This window comes from Crossiella sp. NPDC003009 (genome assembly GCF_053591555.1).
Map to the genome: position 1 here is coordinate 66,452 of NZ_JBSFUA010000033.1, position 18,146 is coordinate 84,597.

Genomic DNA, 18,146 nt, shown 5'->3' on the forward strand with positions numbered 1-18,146 from the left:
TCGCGCCCGGTCAGAGCACCTCGAAGTTGGCCATCATCGCCATGTCCTCGTGTTCGGCGTTGTGGCAGTGGAAGACGAACCGGCCGCGGTAGTCCTCGAACCGGGCGATCACCTCCACTGCCTCGCCGGGACTCAGGTCCACGGTGTCCTTGAGGCCGCCGTCGAACGGGCCCGGCGGGCCGCTGCCGCGGGAGAGGATGTGGAAGCCCACCAGGTGCAGGTGCACGGGGTGGTGCACGTCGGCGACGAACCGCCAGATCTCGGTGTCGCCCAAGCGGGGCCGGGCGTCCATCCGGTCCGGGGCGAACGGCTCGCCGCCGATCACCCAGCCGGTGCGGCCGTGCACCTGACCCGCGGTGAAGGCGAAATCCCTTGTGGTGACGGCTTGTTCCCGGCTGAGCGGGGCGAGATCGCTGAGCTTGGCCGGGATCCGGCTGTCGTCCCGGGCTTTCCTGGTGACCACGAACCGCATGACCTGCGCGGTGGAGCCGGTGCCGAGGCGGTTCAGCACCGTCACCTCGGTGCCGACCGGGTACCGGCCGAAGTCGACGATGACGTCGTAACGTTCCGCCGGCGCAAGGGGAATGTGGTCGTGCGCGCGGGGCGCGTCGAGCAGGCCCTGGTCGCTGCCGATCTGGACGAACCCGCCGCCGCCGGGCGGTGGCGGGTCGAGGGCCAGGTCGTAGCGGCGGGCGTTGGAGCCGTTGAGCAGGCGTAGCCGGTAGCGGGCCGCGGCCACCTCGTGCACCGGCCACGGCGCGCCGTTGACCAGGATCACGTCGCCGAAGACGCCCTCCACGTACTCGGGTTCGACGCCGGGAATGCTGCGCAGCAACGGATCCAGCGACGGGTAGGCGAAGGCGCCGTGCTCGTCGAAGGCGCGGTCACCGATCATCAGCGGCAGTTCACGCTCGCCCGCGGGCAGGCCGAGGGCGTCCTCTTCCTCGTCGCGGACCAGGTGGAAACCGGCCAGGCCCCGGTAGACCGCGGGACCGGTGAAGTCCATCCGGTGGTCGTGGTACCACAGGGTCGCGGCCCGTTGCCGCAGCGGGAAGACGTAGTCGCGGGAGCCGTAGCTGATGTTTGCCTTGGCGTCGTACATGTCGTGGCCGCCGTGCCCGCCGTCCCAGCCGGAGACCGGCATGAGCAGGTCGGTGGGGTAGCCGTCGTGCTCGGCCGGAGTGTGGCCGCCGTGCAGGTGCACCACGGTCGGCACCGGGAGCTCGTTGCGGTGGCGCACCACCACGGTCCGGTCCCGTCGCGACTCGATGGTGGGGCCGGGGAAAATGCCGTCGTAGCCCCAGATCGGCGTCCGGATGCCGGGCAGGATCTCGGCGGTGGCGGCGCGCTGGGTGATCGTGTAGTGGTCGGCCTCATCTGTCCGATGTGGACGGAGGACCGGCGGGATGGGCAGTGGCACCCGGAACGGTTCGGGCAGCGGGACCTTGCTGCGCAACAGTTCCCCGGTGCCCGGCGAGTCCGCGCGGAGCAGCCGCGGGGCGATCATCCCGGCCGCGAGCAGCACACCCGCGCCACCGGCCAGGCCGAGGAAACGCCGCCGGGGCAGCCGGGCGCTCATCGGGCCGCCTGCCACTGGACCGGCCGCCAGACCGCGATCGTGGTCAGCGCCACCGCGGTGACCAGCGCGACGCCCAGCGGGATGTGCAGGTCCAGCGCGCCGAACATGCCGGCGAAGTACTGCCCGGTCTCCCCGGCGGCGATGAGCAGGCTGACCCAGAACAGCCAGCGCGGTCCGCGCGCCAGCCACAGCACCAGGGTGGCCAGGAGCTGCGCGTAGCTCAGGTACGACACCGTGTCGGCGCCCCAGCGGTGCAGCCAGAGCATGTCGTAGTCCCCGCTCAGGTAGCCGCCGGCGAACACCGGCTGGCCGATGATCGCCACGGCGTGCGCGCTCACCAGCGCCCGGCTCACCCGCAGCGCCCCGATCGCCAGCCGGCTCGGCGTAGTCACGGTTGCGTTCACGTGCTCGAAGTTAGGATCCGCCGCCTTATGCTGTCCAAGACAAGATTCGTTATCTGCTCATAACAGAACAGGCATCAGCAGTGGATCTTCTGGCACTCCGCTACTTCCAGGTGCTCGCCCGGCTGGAGCACGTCGGCCGGGCCGCGGACCAGCTCCGGATCGCGCAGCCCTCGCTCAGCCGAACCCTGGCCCGGCTGGAGGACGACCTGGGCGTGCCGCTGTTCGACCGGCACGGGCGGCGGATCCGGCTCAACCGCTTCGGCGCGGCCTTCCTGCGCCGCGTCGACCGGGCGCTGGCCGAGCTCGACGACGCCCGCCGGGAGCTCGCCGATGCCGCCGGACTGGAGCGCGGCATCCTCGCGGTGGCCACCGAGACCCTGCTGCCGCTGTCGGAGGTGATCCAGACCTTCGTCGCCGAGCACCCGCTGGTGGACGTGCGGCTGTTCCAGTCCGCGGCCGGGGACATGGCGGCCCAGCTGCGCGAGGGCGAGGTCGACCTGTGCATCGGCTCGCAACCCTTGCCCGGCAACGACATCCGCTCCCAGGTGCTGCTGGACGAGCCGGTGCTGCTGTGCGTGCCGGCCGGGCACCGGCTGGCCGGGCGCGAGCGGGTGCGCATCGCCGAGCTGGCGGGCGAGCCCTTCATCACCACCCGGCCCGGCTACTGGCAGCGGGCGCTGGCCGAGCGGCTGTTCGCCAAGGCCGGGCTGGAGCTGGACATCGTGTGCCAGAGCGATGAGCCCGAGGGGCTGTTCCACCTCATCGGCGCCGGGCTGGGCATCGGGCTGGTGCCCTCCTTCGGCCGCCGGGTCGACATCCACGCCAACGTCGCCTGGCTGAAGGTGGACGAGCCGGACTGCCACCGGGTGCTGAGCCTGGCCTGGCGGCAGGACAGCTACCTCTCCGTCGCCGCGCAGCGGTTCCGCGACCACGTGATCGACCGCTTCAGCCACTAGCTGCTACTGTCAGGGCAGTCGTACAGGGCGATCGCCCTGAAAGGTGGTCAGCGATGGGAACTACCGCGGCGGCCAGGGGTCGCGAGGCACGGGAACGGCTGCTCAGCGCGGCGGTCGAGCTCATCCCGGAACGCGGCTGGACCGCGGTGAGCACCAGGGTGCTGGCCGAGCGGGCCGGGGTCACACCGAGCGTGGTGCACTACCACTTCCCGGCCGTGCAGGCGCTGCTGCGGGAGGCCGTGCTCGGCGCGATGGGGCAGCTGCTGGCGGGGCTGGACGAGGTGCTGGCCACCGCGCGCACCCCGGCCGAGGCGGTGGACGCGCTGGTGGCCTCGGTCGGCGAGCACACCGGCACCGATCCGCTGTCGCTGCTATTTGTCGAGGCGTTCCTGGCCGCGACCAGGGACGAGGAACTGCGCCGGGAGATCGGCGCGGTGCTGGACGGGTTCCGGCAGCGGCTGGGGGAGTGGCTGGCCGGGCTCGGGGTGGCCGAGCCGTGGGAGACCGCCGCCGTGCTGGCGGCCACCATCGACGGTCTGTTGTTGCACCGGGGGCTGGGCGCCGGGCTGGACACGACCGCTGTCCTGCGCCGCTTGGTCGCGGGCTGATCCGGGTGGAGGACGGGATGAGGGTAGTGGTCTGCGGGGCCGGGATCGCCGGGCTGGCGCTGGCGAACCAGCTGGCCCGGCTCGGCGCGGAAGTGGTGCTGCTGGAACGGGCACCCGGCCCGCGCGCACAGGGATACATGATCGACTTCTTCGGCGCGGGCTACGACGCGGTGGAGAAGATGGGGCTGTTGCCCGCGATCGAGCAGGTGGCCTACTTCGTCGAGGAAGCGGCCCTGTTCGATGAGCGCGGTCGTCGCCGGGCCGGGGTCCAGTACCGGCAGTTCGCCAGGTCGCTGCGCGGGCGGCTGCTCAGCATCATGCGGCCTGACCTGGAACGGGTGCTGCGCGAACACCTGCCGTCCACAGTGGACCTGCGCTTCGGCGCCGCCCTGACCGGCGTCCTCGATCGCGGTGACGGGGTGCTGGTGACCCTGGCCGACGGCACCGAGCTGGCGGCTGACCTGCTGGTCGGCGCGGACGGGATCCACTCCACGGTACGCGGGCTGGTCTTCGGCGAGGAGCGGAAGTTCCTGCGCTACCTGGGTTTCCACACCGCGGCCTTCCAGTTCGAGGCGCCGGAGCTGCACGAGGCGCTGCGCGGCCGGTTCAACCTGACCGACACCATGGGCCGGCAGCTGGGCCTGTACGCGTTGCGGGACAACCGGATCGCCGCCTTCACCGTGCACCGCGCCCCGAATCCGGCGCTGCCCACGGACATCTGGGCCGCGCTGCGGGAGATCTACGGCGGGCTGGGCTGGCTGGCGCCCACCGCGCTGGCGAAGTGCCCACCGGCGGCGGAGATCTACTACGACCAGGTCGCGCAGGTCGAGCTGCCCAGCTGGCACCGCGGACGGGTCGTGCTGGTCGGCGACGCCTGCTACGCGGTCTCGCTGCTGGCCGGGCAGGGCGCGTCACTGGGCATCGCCGGGGCGTACCTGCTTGCCCACCAACTGGACCAGGCGCCGAGGATCGAGGACGCGCTGGCGGCCTACGAGCGGCGGTGGCGGCCGGTGGCCGAGGAGAAGCAGCAGGTCGCGCGGTCCGGGGCGCGCTGGTTCCTGCCCGAGTCGCCGACCCGGCTGCGGCTGCGCCGCCTGGCGCTGCGGGCCTCCCGGCTGCCGCTGGTGGACCGGGTGGTGGGGCAGACCCTGGTCGGCAAGCCGGTCACCGCCATCGCGGACCTGCGGTCCTGACCGGCCCAGCGGCACGGGGTTTCGGCCCTGGTTGAAACCACTGCTCCAAGTGGCCGCCTGCCCCTAACCTCCGTGATCACCAGATCGTCTAGGAGGACGAACAGAATGCAGCTGGTCAGGAAGATGCTGTTGAGCGCGGCGGTGGTCACCGCGGCCGTGTCGGGCACGCTCGTGCTGGACGCCACCCCCGCGCGGGCCGACGTGTGGGACTGCCACGCCAACGCCGACCAGGCCGCCAACTTCGGTGAGGGCACCTGCGACTCGGGCTTCGGCACCTACCGCGTCGTGGTCGAGTGCAACATGGCGCACTGGCCCTACACCAGGAACATCAACGGTCCCCTGGTGGAGAAGCGCGAAGGCTCCTGGGGCCCGGTCTCCCGGGTCGACGGCCAGCCCAACGGCTGCCACGTGACCAAGGCGTGGGTCGTCGCCTACTGAGGCCTCGCCAGCGCAACGGCTGACCCGGCCCGTGACCACTCGGTCGCGGGCCGGGTCCCGTTCGAACGCCCGCCGGTCCTCAGGCGCGCACCCAGCTCAGCGCGGCCACCCGCTTGCGGCCCTCCACCTCGTACTCCGGCGTGCTCAGCGTGAGCCGGTCGCCCTCGAACCGCACCGCCCGCCGCTGCTGTGCCCCGGTGAGGTCCGGGTGCGAGCTGATCTCCAGCTGGTGCAGCACGAAGTCCCCATCCAGCGCGTAAGTGCCGGTGTAGCCGAAGTAGTAGTCCACGCCGTGGGTCTGGCCGTCGGTGCGGGCCAGGTGCACCGACATGTGGCCGCGGGCGGTGTAGAGCAGGCGGCCGTTGGGGTTGGCGCCGAACGGGTCGCTGATCTTCTCGCCGGTGGCCGCGTCCAGCTCGCGGTACCAGTCCAGCCGCCACCGCCCCACCAGGGACGCCTCGGTAGTCATGCGCGCGAATCTATCCCGACGGCGGCGGCTCGCTCCGGTCCAGGGTCTGCGCCTGCTCCTCCTCGGCCGCCTGCGCCCGTTCGGCCGGCCGGTCCGGGGACAGCGGCAGGCGCGAGCGCACGATCGGCCAGTGCGGGCTCATGTTCGGCATGGGTTACCCCCAACGACGTTGCGGCGGGGTGACCGGCCTGGCCGCGACGCCAACCGGCCACCCCCGCGGTTTCCGGGAACCGCGGTAACCGGTCTACGCCAGTGGGGTTGTGCGACGCCGGGCCTGAAATGCCTGACAACAAACTCTGAACAAGCTCTGAACAATCGCCCCGGGGCGGGCTCAGGTCATCGGCGGGTCGGGGGCCAGGGTGCCGTCGGGGGCGATGTGGTCGAAGATCTGCTGGATCAGCGTGATCACGTGCGGGTCGTCCACGGTGTAGAGCTGGCGGCGGCCGTCCCGGTGCCCGGAGATCACCCCGGCCAGCCGCAGCTTGCTCAGGTGCTGGGAGGCGGTGGCGATGCCGATGCCGACCCTGGCGGCCAGCGTGCCCACGTCGTAGGAGCCGTGGGTGATCAGCCAGACCAGGTGCAGGCGGACCGGGCTGGCCAACAGGGCGAAGGTCTCCGCCCCCGACCGCAGCTGGGCGGGGGTCGGTTCGGTGGCCGCTCCGGTGGTCGGCGGCTCCGCGGGTGCTGGCGATGTCGGCATGTCCCGGCCATTGTTCCGCTACCGCGCGCGGACCGGCCAGCGCGGCGCCTCGTTTCGATAGTTGCGCATGTGTCGAAATGATGTGACACTGGGGGCACTCCGAAGGGGAGTAGCCCGCAACACCGCACGTCGACATGCTGAGGACCCCGTGTCCTCCGGCGACGGGACCGGCTCCGGCCGGTGGGCGAGACCTTCGGCCAAGCAGTCATGCCTGGCCGAGCCTCCCTGGAGCCCCGGTCTGGCCGTCCGCCGCCCGGGAAGGAACCCCGCACCGTGCCCAGCAAGCTGGTCCGGCCACTCGCCCTCTGCGTCTCGCTCACGCTGCCCGCGCTGATCACCCGCGTGGCCGGGGCGCACCTGCCGCCGCCCGCCGCGCTGCTGCTCTTCGGCGCGGCCGTGGTGGCCGCCTCCTTCCTGCTGGCCTGGGCCGCCGAGGCCGCGCAGGCCGACATCTCCGGCGGGCTGGCCATCGCGATCCTGGCGGTGATCGCGGTGCTGCCGGAGTACGTGGTGGACCTCTACTTCGCCTACACCGCCGGGTCCGACCCGACCTATGTGGCCTACGCCGCGGCCAACATGACCGGCTCCAACCGGCTGCTGCTCGGCCTGGGCTGGTCGGTGGTGGTGCTGATCGCGCTGGTGGTGGCCAAGCGCCGCAGCGGGCGCAGCGTGCGGGAGCTGGTGCTGGAGTCCGGTTACCGGGTCGAGCTGGGCTTCCTGGCCATCGCCTCGGTGGTGGCCTTCCTGATCCCGGTCAGCGGCCAGATCCCGCTGCTGCTGGGCTTCGCCCTGCTCGGCTTCTTCGGCTTCTACCTGTGGAAGGTCTCCCGGTCCGAGGCGCAGGAGCCGCACCTGGTCGGCCCGGCCGCGGTGATCGGCGCGCTGCCCCGCCGCGGCCGCCGGACGCTGGTGATCGGGCTGTTCGCCTTCGCCGCGGTGGTCATCCTGGCCAGCGCGGAACCCTTCGCGCACGGCCTGATCGCCACCGGCAAGCAGCTGGGCGTGGACGAGTTCCTGCTGGTGCAGTGGCTGGCCCCGCTGGCCTCGGAGTCACCGGAGTTCATCGTGGCCATCCTGTTCGCGGTGCGCGGGCAGGGCGCGGCCGCGATCGGCACCCTGATCTCCAGCAAGGTCAACCAGTGGACGCTGCTGGTGGGCAGCCTGCCGGTGGCCTACCTGTTCGGCGGTGGCGGCGCGGGCGGCTTGCAGCTGGACGCCAGGCAGATCGAGGAGTTCCTGCTCACCGCCACCCAGACCGTGCTGGGCGTGGCCGCGCTGCTGGCGCTGCGCTTCCCGCGCTGGGCCGCCTGGACCCTGCTCGGGCTGTTCGCGGTGCAGTTCGCCCTGCCCGGCCAGGCCGCCAGGTATGTGCTGTGCGTGATCTACCTGGTGCTCGCGATCGGCGCGCTGGTGCGCAACCGGGCGCACATCCTGCCGACGCTGGCCGCGCCGTTCCGGCGGCAGCAGGCCGAGGTGGCCGAAGGGGAGCTGGCCCGGCGGTGAACCTGGCATGCGTGTGCCCAGCAGGATCGCCGGGGCCGGCAGAACGCCTACTGGAACCGCGACTGAGCGCCGGCTGACCGGCCTGGGCTGGCGTGGGCCGGGTGCCCGCGCCACCCCCAGGCGGCGGGCCGAGGAGTGAGACCGCACAGGATCCGCCGGTGCAGTTGCCGCAGCGGCGCACCGGGTTCCACGCCCAGCTCCTCGACCAGCCGGGTTCGCAGCGCGGCGAACCAGTGCAGCGCCTCGGCCTGTCTGCCGGACTGGCACAGGGCGACCATCAGCTGCTCGGCGGCGCGTTCGTCGAAGGGGTGGCTCGCGGCCCGGGTCGCCAGCGCGGGCAGCAGTTCGCCGTGGCGGCCCTGGCGCAGGGCGAGGTCCGCGTGGTCCAGCTGGGCGAGCAGCCGTTGCGCGTGCAGGACCTCGCGCCGGGCGTTGAACCAGGGCAGGTCGATCCCCGCGCAGAAGTCGTCCCGCCACAGGGACAGGGCCTGCTCGAACAACGTGAGCGCCCGGTCTTCGTCCCGCTCCGCGCGGGCACGGGGGAGCAGGTCCTGGAAGCGGTGCAGGTCGATCGAGTGCTCGGGGGCGCGGAGCCGGTAGCCGCCCGCGTCCCGTTCGATCGACGCCCCGCCCGCCCGGTCCAGGATCGCGCGCAGCCGGGAGAGGTAGGAGTACAGGGCACCGGGGCCGCCGGGCGGCGGCCGCTGGCCCCAGAGCCGGTCCGCCAGTTCGGCCAGGGTGACCGCGCGGTTGGCCTCGGCCAGCAGGGCCGCGAGCACGACGCGTTGTTTGGCGTGGCCCAGGCACACCCGGTGGCCCTCCGAGCACATCTCGACCGCGCCCAGCACTGCGAAGGTCGCCATGTCCGCCAGCCTGACCTTTCCGGCACTCGGCGGATAAGCGTGCTGGCGGTCAGCTCCCGGCACATTCGCGCCACGCCGGTGGGATGATGGACCGGTGAGCTCGGATGGCAGTGCACCCCGGTTCGACCGCGATCGCGACGAGGAAGGCCGCGCCCGCAACGCCCGGCCCAGGGACGGGCTGGGCAGGCCGCTGCCGCACGGTGCGCCCGGGGTCGAGCGCCTGCCCGAGGGGGTCGTGCGGTCACCGGAGGAGACCCTGACCGAGGCGCAGCGGCTGCTCGACGCGGGCATGCCCTTCCACGCGCACGAGATCCTGGAGGACGCCTGGAAGTCCTCGGCCGAGGCGCACCGCATGCTGTGGAAGGGCATGGCCCAGCTGGCGGTGGGCGCCACCCACGCCGCGCGCGGCAACCACACCGGCGCGGTCACCCTGCTGCGGCGCGGCGCCGGGAACATCGAGGCATACCAGGATGATCCGCCGCACGGCATCGACGTGGCCGGGCTGCTGCGGTGGGCGCACACGCACGCCGAGGAGCTGGCGGCGGGAACCGGGGACCTGCCCACGCCCCGGCTCCGTTAGGCGCGGGTCAGTCGGTGTGCAGGCGGACCTCGGCGCCGTCGGGCAGGCCGTGCACCTTCTGCGCGATCGGACCGCGCACCCGCATGCAGTACACCGCGTCCCTGGCCACCAGGTTGGCCTCGTCGAACGTCCCGCCGAGCACGAACGGGCGCACCGGCAGCAGCCGCTCGCGGTAGCCGAGCGGGCCGTGCCGGTCCTGCCAGTCGGTGGCGAAACCCTTGGCGGCGTTGAGCTCCGGGTCGGCGGCCAGCCAGGTCATCCAGTCGGTCAGTGAGCCGCCGAGGTCGGTGCGCTCGGCGGTCTCCGGGTCGAAGCTGACCACCCGGTCGCCGGTGACGGCGAACTGCACGCCGAAGAGGTCCTGGCCGAAGCAGAACAGGCCGGCCGCGAGCTCGCCGTAGGTGTCCTTCCAGAGGCCGGGCTCGTTCCACTCGGCCAGCTCCGGGCCGAGTCCCTCGGTCCCGGCGCGGAAGACCTGCACACCGCCGTTGGCGATGGTGAAACCGTTGGTGTGGCTGAGCAGCTCGGCCAGCTCGGCGAACGGGCCGGAGTCGGCGCCCAGGTGTAGTTCCACCGGCGCGCCCAGCGGGTGGCGGCCGCGGGCGAGCAGGTCGGCGAAGTCAGCTGGAATGTCCACTGTGGTCAGTCCGTTTCCCTGATGACGACCGGGCTCCGGTCGTCGAGCCCCCGCACCTGATGGCCGAGGGTAGACCCGGCGCTGCGATTGTCGCTGGCGTCGATGTGCTTCACGCTGGGCACCCAGGGGTGCTGCCTGCCACCTTCGTAGGTCATCGCGGGCGGGTACTCGTCCTTGTCCTTGGGCCGTTCGCCGTCCGCGGGCTGGTACGACGGGATCGGGTCGGTGGACTGCCTGCGCCGGGCGTCGGCGATCCGCTTGCGCTCGGCGGCGGGCTCGGTCCGGTCCACGTGCAGCACGTCCGGCAGCGGCGTGCCCGGTCTGGACGTGCCGCCCTCCCAGATGGTGCCGCTGCGGGCCTCGTTGATGTGCTGCAGGGCCTCGGCGTGCCGGTCCCTGGACAGGTAGATCTCGGCGGGTAGCTCCTTGCCGTCCTGCGACTCGGCCAGCTCGTACAGCCCGTTGCGGGCGGTGGAGCCGCCTTCGAGCACCGCGTCGCCCACGGCCTCGCCTGCGGCGTCGGCCAGGCCGGTGGCGATCGCGCCCAGTGCCTTCAGCCGGTCGTTCCCGGTCAGCTCGCCAAGGCTGCTCAGCCCGGCGCCGAGCAGCTCGGTCCCGGCCTTGGTGATGGCGTCGGCCGGGTTGTCCAGCTGCCTGCTCAGCCAGGACAGCGCGTCGCCCACGTCGCGCTGGTTGTCCGGTTCGCTCAGGTACTCGATGATTTCCTGGATCACCCGGCCCAGCCCGCGGCCGCGGTCCGGCTGTGGTGGCGGCTTGCCCTGCGCGGTGCGGGCCGCGGCGGCGTTGATCATCGTGCGGGCCTGGCCGCCGAGCACCGAGGCGTAGTACTCCTCGAACAGGCCCCGCACCGGCTGCGGCAGCATCTGCACCAGCGCGTACCGGCCCAGGTTGGTCTCGATCAGGTCGGTGATGCCGGTCTTGACGCCGGTCACCTCGGTGGCGAAGTTGTCCGCCCGGACGGCCAGTCCGCCCATCTGACCACTGACCTCGGTGGCGCTGGTGAGCGTCTTGCTAGCCCTGGTGTCGAAGGCGCCGCCTGCCGAGTCGGGCCATGCGGCCCGGACCGGGGCCAGGTCGTGCCCGCCGGCCTCGGTGAACCGGGTCTGGCCGCCGCGCCAGCCAGTGGCCAGCTGCTTGACCCGCTCCTCATCGGGTTCCGGCCAGCCGCTGATCGCCTTGACCTTGGGCCACAGGCCCAGCTCAGGGGAGGGCTCCGGGATCGGCACCTGCGTCACCTCCCGTCGGCATGGCCGCCGCGGACGCGCTGTCCGCGTTGAGGTAGTCCTCGGCGCACTGCACGCCGATCTGGGCGTCCTCGGCCATCGCCGGGCCGACCCGGTCCGCGGCGGTGCGCGCGGCCTGGCCTGGCGCGGTGTACACCGAGCGGAAGGCCTGGCCGAGGACGTCGCCGCCGATGCCGGACTCGGCGCCCGCGATCATCGACTTGTCCTGCTGCCAGCCCTGCTCGAGCTCGGCGGCCCGCTGGGACAGCGCCTGCATCGCGGTGCGCACCCCGGCCGGGCGCATGTGCGCGAAACTCATGCCGACAGGGTGGGTGCTGCCTCCCGGTCGTGGGCGGTCATGGCCGGTTGCTGTCGTCGGCGCGGGCCAGCAGCGCGGTCAGCGCGGTGCGCGAGGAGACGCCGAGCTTCTGGAAGGCCCGGCTCAGGTGGGTCTCCACGGTCCGCTCGCTGACCACCAGCAGCGCGGCCACCGCGCGGTTGCTGTGCCCCTTGGCCACCAGCCCGGCGATCTCCGCCTCGCGCGGGGTCAGGCCCAGCGGGTTCGCGCCCGCGGTCCTGGGCACCCGGCGACCCAGTCGGCGCTGGTAGCGGAGCACGATCTCGGTGTGCGTGCTTGACCCGCAGTCGGCGAACACCGCGGCCGCCTTGTCCATTGTGGACAGTGCGCGGTCCCGGTCGCCCAGGGTGGCGTGCAGCTGGCCGGCGAGCAGGGTGGCACGGGCGGACTGGACCGGGAACCCGGCCGCGGCGAAGGCGGTGGCGGCGGACTCGGCCAGCGCCAGTGCGGACTTGGTGTGCTCGGCGGACTTGCCGCAGGCCCGCGCGTAGGCCTTGGCCAGGGTGGCCGCCGCGCCGCTGTAGGGCAGCAGGTCCTCGGTCAGCGCGACCGCCCGCTCCGCCCAGTCCGCGGCCTCGGCCGGGCGGTCCCGCCGGGCCGCGATGTGCGCCAGCTCCAGGTAGATCAGCACCCTGGCCCGGTGCAGGGTGCCCGGCAGTTCGGGGCCGCCGAGGCCCTCGATGGTCTCGGCCAGCGGGACCTGGTGGCCGAGGCGTGCCCGGACCAGATCCCGGACCAGGCTCACGTGCGGGGCCAGCGGGTGCCAGCTCGCGCAAGACAGGGTGGCCACCTCACGGCAGGCCCGTTCGGCCGCGGGCAGGTCCAGGCAGTACAGGGCGACCGCCGCACGGGCGCAGAGCACGTTGACCAGCAGCGGTTCGATGCCGGAGAGGCGAGCCGCGTCCAGGGCCTCCTCGGCCAGGGCGATCGCCTCGGGCACTCGCCCGGCATGGGCCAGCACGGCCGCGGTGGTGCCCAGCACCTCACCGCCGAAGGTGAGGTGGCCCAGCCGCTGGGACAGCCGCCGCACCCGGTCCAGCCTGTGCAGCGTGTCACCGAGGCGCAGGTGGCAGATCGCCTCCACCAGCGGCACCAGGTGCGAGATGCCCAGGTTCGCCAGGTGGTCCGCCTCGTCCACGCGGTCGTAGATCTCGGCCGCCTCGTCCAGCGCGCGCACCGCCTCTGGCACTCGCCCCAGCTCGGGGTAGCACCAGGCCAGCATGGCCAACGCGGTGCAGCGCAACGGATCCGGCAGCTGGAGCCGGAGCGCCTCGGCAGCGGCTTCGGCGGCCTCGGTGAAGCGGGCGTCCAGCACCAGGGACAGCGCCAGGTTCAGCCACAGCGCGGCGGTGGCGGCGTCCGGGCGGTCGTACTGCCTGGCCAGCTCGGCGCGCACCAGCCGCCTGCCCTCCTCCGGCTGCCAGAGCAGGCGGCTGGTGGTCGCGCACAGCACCACCGCCTGGTGCCGCAACGCGGGCGCCTCGGCCGGCGTGGCGTCCAGGTGCATCCGCAGCAGGTCCCAGCATTCCAGGTAGTGCCCGCACAGCATCAGCGCGTGTGCCAGGTCCAGCCGCAACCGGCGGCCCAGCTCGTCGCCGGGGTCGGGGTGCCCGCGCAGCGCGACCCGCAGCCAGCTCACCGCGGTGGCCGGGGCCTGGGCCAGCGCCAGCCGGGCCGCCTCGCGCAGCAGCCGCACCGCCTCCGCGTCGCCCACCGTGGCGGAGCGGGCGATGTGCGGGGCGATGGTGGTCAGCGCGGCCCCGCGCTCGGTGAGCAGCCCGGCCGCCCTGCCGTGCGCAGCGGCCCGCCACAGCGGGGTGGCCGAGTGGTAGACGGCGTTGCGCAGCAGCGGGTGCCGGAAGGTCACCCGCTGCCCGGCGCCGGTGCCGCGCAACAGGTCCGCCTCGAACAGCTCCTCGGCCGCGGCGTGCGTGTCCGCCAGGCTCAGGCCGGCGGCCGCGGCCACCAGCTCGGGGTCGACCTGGTCGCCGATCACCGCGGCCGCCCGCGCCACCAGCCGCGCGGCCGGGGAGAGCCGGGCGAACTCCGTGCGCAGCACCGCCGCGATGCCCGGCGGCACCTCCGCGCCCTGCTCGGCGGGGACGGCCAGCTCGCCGCCGTGCGCGAGCACCTGGAGGTAGAGCGGGTTGCCGCCGGAGAGGTCGTAGAGCCGTCGGCGCTGGCGGCCTGAGGGCAGCAGGTGGCTGGCGGCCTCGAAGTCCAGTGGCGCCAGCCCGATCCGGTGCCGGGTGTCGTCGTAGGCCGGGCCGGTGAGCACCGCGGCCAGCTTGTCGGGCAGCTGCCGCGGCCGGTGCGCGAGCAGGAGCAGCAGGGGAGTCGCCGGTGGGCGGCGCAGCAGGTGGGTGAGCAGCTCGGCGGTGGACTCATCCGCCCAGTGCAGGTCGTCCAGGGCCAGCACCAGTCCGGCCGGACCGGCCAGCGCGTCCAGCGCGGCGGCCACCGCGCGGTGCAGCAGGTACCGCTCGGCGGCCTGCGGCGGCGGGGCGGGCGGCACCCGCTCGGCCAGGCCGGGGAAGGCGGTGGCCAGCCAGCGCAGGTGACCGGGGCCCAGCGCGGCCGCCTGCTCCTCGGTCAGCGCGGCCAGGTGGTGGTCGAGGGCGTCCAGGAACACCCCGAACGGCAGGTCCCGCTCGAACTCGCCGGCCCGGCCGGCCAGCACGGTCAGGTCACGGTCGGCCGCGCGGAGGCCGATCTCGTGCAGCAGCCGGGACTTGCCGATGCCGGGCTCGCCGACGACCTCCACCGGGGTCAGACCGGCGGGCAGCGCGTCCAGCAGTAGATCGAGCTGGGCCAGTTCACGCTGACGGCCGACGAACATCCGGTCAGTGCAGCACAGAGTGAGCCCTCGCGGGGTCGATCCCGCCTGCCTCACCTGGTTGATGGAACGCGCGGCCCGGGCCGACCGGTCTGGTCCGCGCGTTCCGGCTGGTTCAGATCAGGCCGACCTCGGTGAACTTGCGGCCGTTGAGCGGCTGCGGCTCACGCGAGTTGCCGTGGTTGAACAGGCCCTGGAACCGGGCCAGGGTGGCGGCGCCGACCGTCTTCTCGGTGGTCAGGTACCACTGCACACCCTCGTCGAACGGGAAGGTGGTCAGCGAGCCCTCGTAGCGCAGGGTGTGCCGGCTGTGCGGCAGCAGCGAGTTCAGGTCGATGCTGGGAATGCGCACCTGCTCGCCGCACTCCGGGGCCAGCTTGGCCAGCACGGTGTCCACCGCGGAGTGCCCGCCCACCCGCAGCGGCACGCCGATCACCAGCAGCTTGCCCGCGGTGCTGCGGTGCACCAGGTGCATTTCCAGCGGGTCGCGGCGGCCGTTGAACTGGTGCTCGGCCGGAGTGTGGAAATGGAGCTGGATCAGGTCAAAACGGACACCGCCCGCGGTGACGAATCCGGCGCCCGGCCGGACATCCGCCTGCTCGGTTTCCTCGTGGTCGCGGGTCTGACAGCCGTTGGGCTTGTCCGCGTCCTTCTGGATGTACTTCAGGACCAGTTCGGAGTGTCCGTAGGTGACATCTAACTTCGGGTGGCTTGGATCGATCTGGATAGCCCCCGGCACCACGTTGACCGGGCTCTGCGTGGCAGGCGCCTGGGACTGAGCGACCGGGCTGACCACCACGGCGGCGACGGCGACCAACGGCAGCACGACAGAAAGGGATCGTTTCAGAGTCACTTGCAGGACCTTTCAGGAAATTGAAATCACATGGTTGGGCAAAGCCCGCGAACCGGTTCATTCAAGACCTAAGGGCCCGGTAAGGGCATCAGTAAAAGGAATGATCTGCGTCACGACAAACGGCCTTTCGGTCTATTTCCATTTCACCCGAACGGCCTAAGGTGTAATAAAGGGCGGAAAAAGGTGACAATTCGGGCGGGGTTGACCGCCCTGAAGAGAGTCCGGTAGGCAGGGAACCTCTGGGGAGGTGTTGATGACGATCCGCGGCCACCGCGACGTCACCGCCGAGGCGGTTGGCGCGTACTACGACCAGATCACCGAGTTCATCGACGGCGATCTCGGCGGCAGTTTCCACGTCGGCTACTGGGCCGGTCTGCCCTACGGCACCTCGGTGCAGGAGGCCGCGCAGCGGATGACCGCGCTGATGATCGACAAGCTCGCGGTGCGGCCAGGTCAGCGGGTGCTCGACGTGGGCTGCGGCACCGGCCGTCCCGCGCTGGAGCTGGCCAGGGCCACCGGCGCGGAGGTGGTCGGCGTCAACGTCAGCCGCCGCCAGCTCGACCTGGCCGAGCGCAACGCCGCCGAGGCCGGGCTCACCGAGCGGGTGCGGTTCGAGTTCGCCGACGCGACCGACCTGCCGTACCCGGCGGAGTCCTTCGACGGGGTGTGGCTGTTCGAGTCGCTGTTCCACATGCCCGACCAGGCCAAGGTGCTGCGGCAGCTGGCCGAGGTGCTGCGGCCCGGCGGCCGGCTGGTGATCGCCGACCTGGTGCAGCTGGTGCCGCTGACCGAGGAGCAGAACCAGGAGCTGCGCGAGACCTGGGCGCTCAACAGCATCGCGGCCATCCACCCGCTGGCCGGCTACCCGGAGCTGCTGGCCGAGAGCGGGCTGGAGCTGGTGGAGTCGCTGGACATCACCGAGGACTCGCTGCGCGGCACCTTCCGCGGCCTGCAGGCCGAGCACGACGCCTACGTGGCCGCCAACGGGGAGCTGCCGGAGGAGGCCGACGCCGGGGTGGACAACGGCTGGGCCAAGCTCGCGGTCACCCCCGAGATCGGCTATGCCGTTGTGGTGGCAGGGAAACCGTCCCCTACTGTCGGCGGGTGACCCCGCACGCCCACGCCCTCTTCGCCCACCGCCTGCCCGCACCGGCCGCCGCCGCGATCACCCAGGCGCTGACCGCCACCGGCCTCGCCGTGCACCAGGTCGAGGCGGACAACACCGACAGCACCGCCGAGGAACTGACCGCGCTCGCCGAACACTTGGACGGGCCGCTGCTGCTGCTCGGCCATGGCATCGGCGGCACCGCCGCGCTCCAGGTGGCCGCGCGGATCCCGGCCGTCACCGCGGTGGCCACGCTGGCCGCGCCCGCCCCGGCGGAGGCGGTGGCCAAGCTCGGCGCGGCGCTGCTGGTGCTGCACTCACCGACCGACGTCACGGTGGGGATCGAGCACGCCCGGCGGATCTTCCTGGACGCCCGGCACCCCAAGTCCTTCCTCGCCCTGGACGATGCCGACCACGACCTCATCCGCCCGCGCGACGCCGCCTACGCGGGCGCGATGATCGCCGCCTGGGCCGCACGGCACCTGCCGGCGCCCGCCGCCGAACCCGAGGGCCACGTGGTGGTCACCGAGAACGGCACCGGGACCTACGGCCAGACCATCACCGTGGGCAGGCACGTGATCACCGCCGACGAGCCGCGCCCGCTGGGCGAGGACAGCGGGCTGTCCCCGTACGACCTGCTGCTGGCCGGGCTGGGCGCGTGCACCTCGATGACGCTGCGGATGTACGCCGAGCGCAAGGGCTGGCCGCTGGAGCGGGTCAGCGTGGCGCTGCGGCACTCCAGGGTGCACGCCAGCGACTGCGCGGACTGCGAGACCAAGGACGGCAGGCTGGACCGGATCGAGCGGGCCATCCGGATCACCGGTCAGCTGGACGCCGGGCAGCGCCAGCGCCTGCTGGAGATCGCCGACCGCTGCCCGGTGCACCGCACGCTGCACTCGGAGATCATCATCGACACCGCGGCCTACTGAAGGTAGCCCTGCACCTCGCCCGCGGGCCGCGCGCTCGCCTCGTCCGGGTCCTGGCCGAACTCCGCCGCCGCGCGCCGCTGGCGCAACAGGTCCCAGCACTGGTCCAGCTGCTGTTCCAGGGACTTCAGCCGGGTGCGGTCGGCCTCGGACAGCCCGCCGCCGTGCCCGCGCAGCTCCCGTTCCTCGGCGACCAGCTCGTCGATGGTGCCGAGGATGTCCTTCTCCGCCATTGGTCGGCTCCTCTCCCGATCGGCTATCCGCGAGCGTAGTCCGGAGTGGACCGCAGCGCCCGGATCGCCCAGTCCAGCGCGGGCGCGAGGGGCTCAGGCTCGGGCCAGCCGTTGACCGTGGCGAGCAGGCGCAGGTAGCGGTCACGGCGCGGGTCGGCGGCGGCACTGAGGCGGGCGAGCAGGTCCGGCAGGTCGGGGTGCTGCGCGAGGATGGCCTCGGCCACCGGGCGGGCCGAGGGGGACGCCGGGTCCAGGCCCTCGGCCAGTGCGGGGGAGACCCGGTCGCGGACGGTGGCGGCGAGGTCCGGGCGGGGGAGTCCGGTGGCCGGGAGCTCGTGCTGCTCGGCCAGCTTCCGCAGGAGCGCGCGGAAGTCCGGGTCCTGGGTCAGCGTGGCCAGCTCCAGCCAGGCCTCCAGCTGCGCCGCGGTCGGCTGCGGCGGCAGCTCCGGGGTGAGCGACTGGCTGATCCCGCCGCGCCGGGTGAACACCGCGTCCAGGAAGTCCTCGACCAGGCGCAGCCGTTCGGCCTCGGTGCCGGTGGCCAGCCGGTGCAGCAGGTCCAGGGCGCGCAGGGTGCGGATCAGGTCGAGGCGGGCCAGGGCGGCCGGGGCGAAGCGGCGGTGCCCTGCCGGGTTGCGCGCCGAGGGCACCAGGCCCTAGT

21 protein-coding genes are annotated in these 18,146 nt (G+C 72.9%); 8 read left to right on the top strand and 13 right to left on the bottom strand.

Translation table 11 applies throughout. The annotated features are described in order from the left end of the window. Positions 1–10: 10 nt before the first annotated feature. Entirely contained in the window at positions 11–1,579 is a 1,569-nt protein-coding gene (locus ACWDY5_RS28520; RefSeq protein WP_449725240.1) for a multicopper oxidase family protein, read from the bottom strand. Further along, positions 1,576–1,983: a hypothetical protein gene (locus tag ACWDY5_RS28525; RefSeq protein ID WP_449725241.1), complete on the bottom strand. Its 408-nt coding sequence runs from the start codon at positions 1,981–1,983 to the stop codon at positions 1,576–1,578. The genes ACWDY5_RS28520 and ACWDY5_RS28525 overlap by 4 nt, the downstream gene beginning before the upstream one ends. 80 nt (positions 1,984–2,063) lie before the next feature. Between ACWDY5_RS28525 and ACWDY5_RS28530 the strand changes: the two genes are divergently transcribed. From ACWDY5_RS28530 to ACWDY5_RS28545, 4 genes are all read left to right on the top strand, one after another. Continuing rightward, on the top strand, positions 2,064–2,939 hold the full coding sequence (locus ACWDY5_RS28530; protein ID WP_449725242.1) for a LysR family transcriptional regulator: 876 nt from the start codon (positions 2,064–2,066) through the stop codon (positions 2,937–2,939). Between the two features lie 53 nt (positions 2,940–2,992). Then, on the top strand, positions 2,993–3,547 hold the full coding sequence (locus ACWDY5_RS28535; RefSeq protein WP_449725243.1) for a TetR/AcrR family transcriptional regulator: 555 nt from the start codon (positions 2,993–2,995) through the stop codon (positions 3,545–3,547). Positions 3,548–3,564: 17 nt separating this feature from the next. Continuing rightward, positions 3,565–4,740: an FAD-dependent oxidoreductase gene (locus ACWDY5_RS28540; protein ID WP_449725244.1), complete on the top strand. Its 1,176-nt coding sequence runs from the start codon at positions 3,565–3,567 to the stop codon at positions 4,738–4,740. A 105-nt stretch (positions 4,741–4,845) separates the two neighbouring features. After that, on the top strand, positions 4,846–5,178 hold the full coding sequence (locus ACWDY5_RS28545; protein ID WP_449725245.1) for a hypothetical protein: 333 nt from the start codon (positions 4,846–4,848) through the stop codon (positions 5,176–5,178). Between the two features lie 79 nt (positions 5,179–5,257). Here the strand turns inward: ACWDY5_RS28545 and ACWDY5_RS28550 are convergent, their stop codons facing one another. The 3 genes from ACWDY5_RS28550 to ACWDY5_RS28560 all read right to left on the bottom strand — a co-directional run bounded on the left by ACWDY5_RS28550 (position 5,258) and on the right by ACWDY5_RS28560 (position 6,347). Further along, complete coding sequence (locus ACWDY5_RS28550; RefSeq protein WP_449725246.1) at positions 5,258–5,647, bottom strand: lipocalin-like domain-containing protein; 390 nt, start codon at positions 5,645–5,647, stop codon at positions 5,258–5,260. Positions 5,648–5,657: 10 nt separating this feature from the next. Continuing rightward, entirely contained in the window at positions 5,658–5,798 is a 141-nt protein-coding gene (locus ACWDY5_RS28555) for a hypothetical protein (protein WP_449725247.1), read from the bottom strand. 180 nt (positions 5,799–5,978) lie between these two features. After that, entirely contained in the window at positions 5,979–6,347 is a 369-nt protein-coding gene (locus ACWDY5_RS28560; RefSeq protein WP_252479818.1) for an ArsR/SmtB family transcription factor, read from the bottom strand. Between the two features lie 273 nt (positions 6,348–6,620). Between ACWDY5_RS28560 and ACWDY5_RS28565 the strand changes: the two genes are divergently transcribed. Then, positions 6,621–7,850: a sodium:proton exchanger gene (locus ACWDY5_RS28565; protein WP_449725248.1), complete on the top strand. Its 1,230-nt coding sequence runs from the start codon at positions 6,621–6,623 to the stop codon at positions 7,848–7,850. Positions 7,851–7,897: 47 nt separating this feature from the next. Here the strand turns inward: ACWDY5_RS28565 and ACWDY5_RS28570 are convergent, their stop codons facing one another. Next, on the bottom strand, positions 7,898–8,713 hold the full coding sequence (locus ACWDY5_RS28570; protein ID WP_449725249.1) for an AfsR/SARP family transcriptional regulator: 816 nt from the start codon (positions 8,711–8,713) through the stop codon (positions 7,898–7,900). A gap of 94 nt (positions 8,714–8,807) precedes the next feature. On the opposite strand from ACWDY5_RS28570, the gene ACWDY5_RS28575 reads away from it, so the two are divergent. Next, positions 8,808–9,293, top strand: a complete 486-nt coding sequence (locus ACWDY5_RS28575; RefSeq protein ID WP_449725250.1) for a DUF309 domain-containing protein — start codon at positions 8,808–8,810, stop codon at positions 9,291–9,293. Between the two features lie 7 nt (positions 9,294–9,300). Here ACWDY5_RS28575 and ACWDY5_RS28580 read toward each other — a convergent pair whose 3' ends face one another. The 5 genes from ACWDY5_RS28580 to ACWDY5_RS28600 all read right to left on the bottom strand — a co-directional run bounded on the left by ACWDY5_RS28580 (position 9,301) and on the right by ACWDY5_RS28600 (position 15,194). Beyond that, positions 9,301–9,930 carry an SMI1/KNR4 family protein gene (locus ACWDY5_RS28580; protein WP_449725251.1) on the bottom strand — a complete coding sequence of 210 codons (630 nt, stop codon included), beginning with the start codon at positions 9,928–9,930 and terminating at the stop codon, positions 9,301–9,303. A gap of 5 nt (positions 9,931–9,935) precedes the next feature. Beyond that, positions 9,936–11,177, bottom strand: a complete 1,242-nt coding sequence (locus ACWDY5_RS28585) for a WXG100-like domain-containing protein (RefSeq protein ID WP_449725252.1) — start codon at positions 11,175–11,177, stop codon at positions 9,936–9,938. Next, entirely contained in the window at positions 11,152–11,493 is a 342-nt protein-coding gene (locus tag ACWDY5_RS28590) for a hypothetical protein (protein WP_449725253.1), read from the bottom strand. The genes ACWDY5_RS28585 and ACWDY5_RS28590 overlap by 26 nt, the downstream gene beginning before the upstream one ends. A gap of 37 nt (positions 11,494–11,530) precedes the next feature. Continuing rightward, positions 11,531–14,371, bottom strand: a complete 2,841-nt coding sequence (locus ACWDY5_RS28595; protein ID WP_449725254.1) for an ATP-binding protein — start codon at positions 14,369–14,371, stop codon at positions 11,531–11,533. Between the two features lie 112 nt (positions 14,372–14,483). Further along, the gene (locus ACWDY5_RS28600) at positions 14,484–15,194 is read right to left on the bottom strand and encodes a carbonic anhydrase family protein (RefSeq protein WP_449725255.1); all 711 of its coding nucleotides are present in this window, start codon (positions 15,192–15,194) and stop codon (positions 14,484–14,486) included. A gap of 280 nt (positions 15,195–15,474) precedes the next feature. Between ACWDY5_RS28600 and ACWDY5_RS28605 the strand changes: the two genes are divergently transcribed. Beyond that, positions 15,475–16,329, top strand: coding sequence for an SAM-dependent methyltransferase (locus ACWDY5_RS28605; protein WP_449725256.1), 855 nt, complete (start codon positions 15,475–15,477; stop codon positions 16,327–16,329). After that, positions 16,326–17,255: an OsmC family protein gene (locus ACWDY5_RS28610; protein ID WP_449725257.1), complete on the top strand. Its 930-nt coding sequence runs from the start codon at positions 16,326–16,328 to the stop codon at positions 17,253–17,255. Before ACWDY5_RS28605 ends, ACWDY5_RS28610 begins: the two co-directional genes overlap by 4 nt. On the opposite strand, the gene ACWDY5_RS28615 is transcribed toward ACWDY5_RS28610, so the two are convergent. Together ACWDY5_RS28615 and ACWDY5_RS28620 are read right to left on the bottom strand one after the other, a co-directional pair. Next, positions 17,249–17,485 (bottom strand): DUF2630 family protein, encoded by a 237-nt coding sequence (locus ACWDY5_RS28615; protein WP_449725258.1) that lies wholly within the window; start codon positions 17,483–17,485, stop codon positions 17,249–17,251. The genes ACWDY5_RS28610 and ACWDY5_RS28615 overlap by 7 nt on opposite strands. Before the next feature lie 23 nt (positions 17,486–17,508). After that, positions 17,509–18,135 carry a hypothetical protein gene (locus tag ACWDY5_RS28620; protein ID WP_449725259.1) on the bottom strand — a complete coding sequence of 209 codons (627 nt, stop codon included), beginning with the start codon at positions 18,133–18,135 and terminating at the stop codon, positions 17,509–17,511. Positions 18,136–18,146 lie beyond the last annotated feature (11 nt).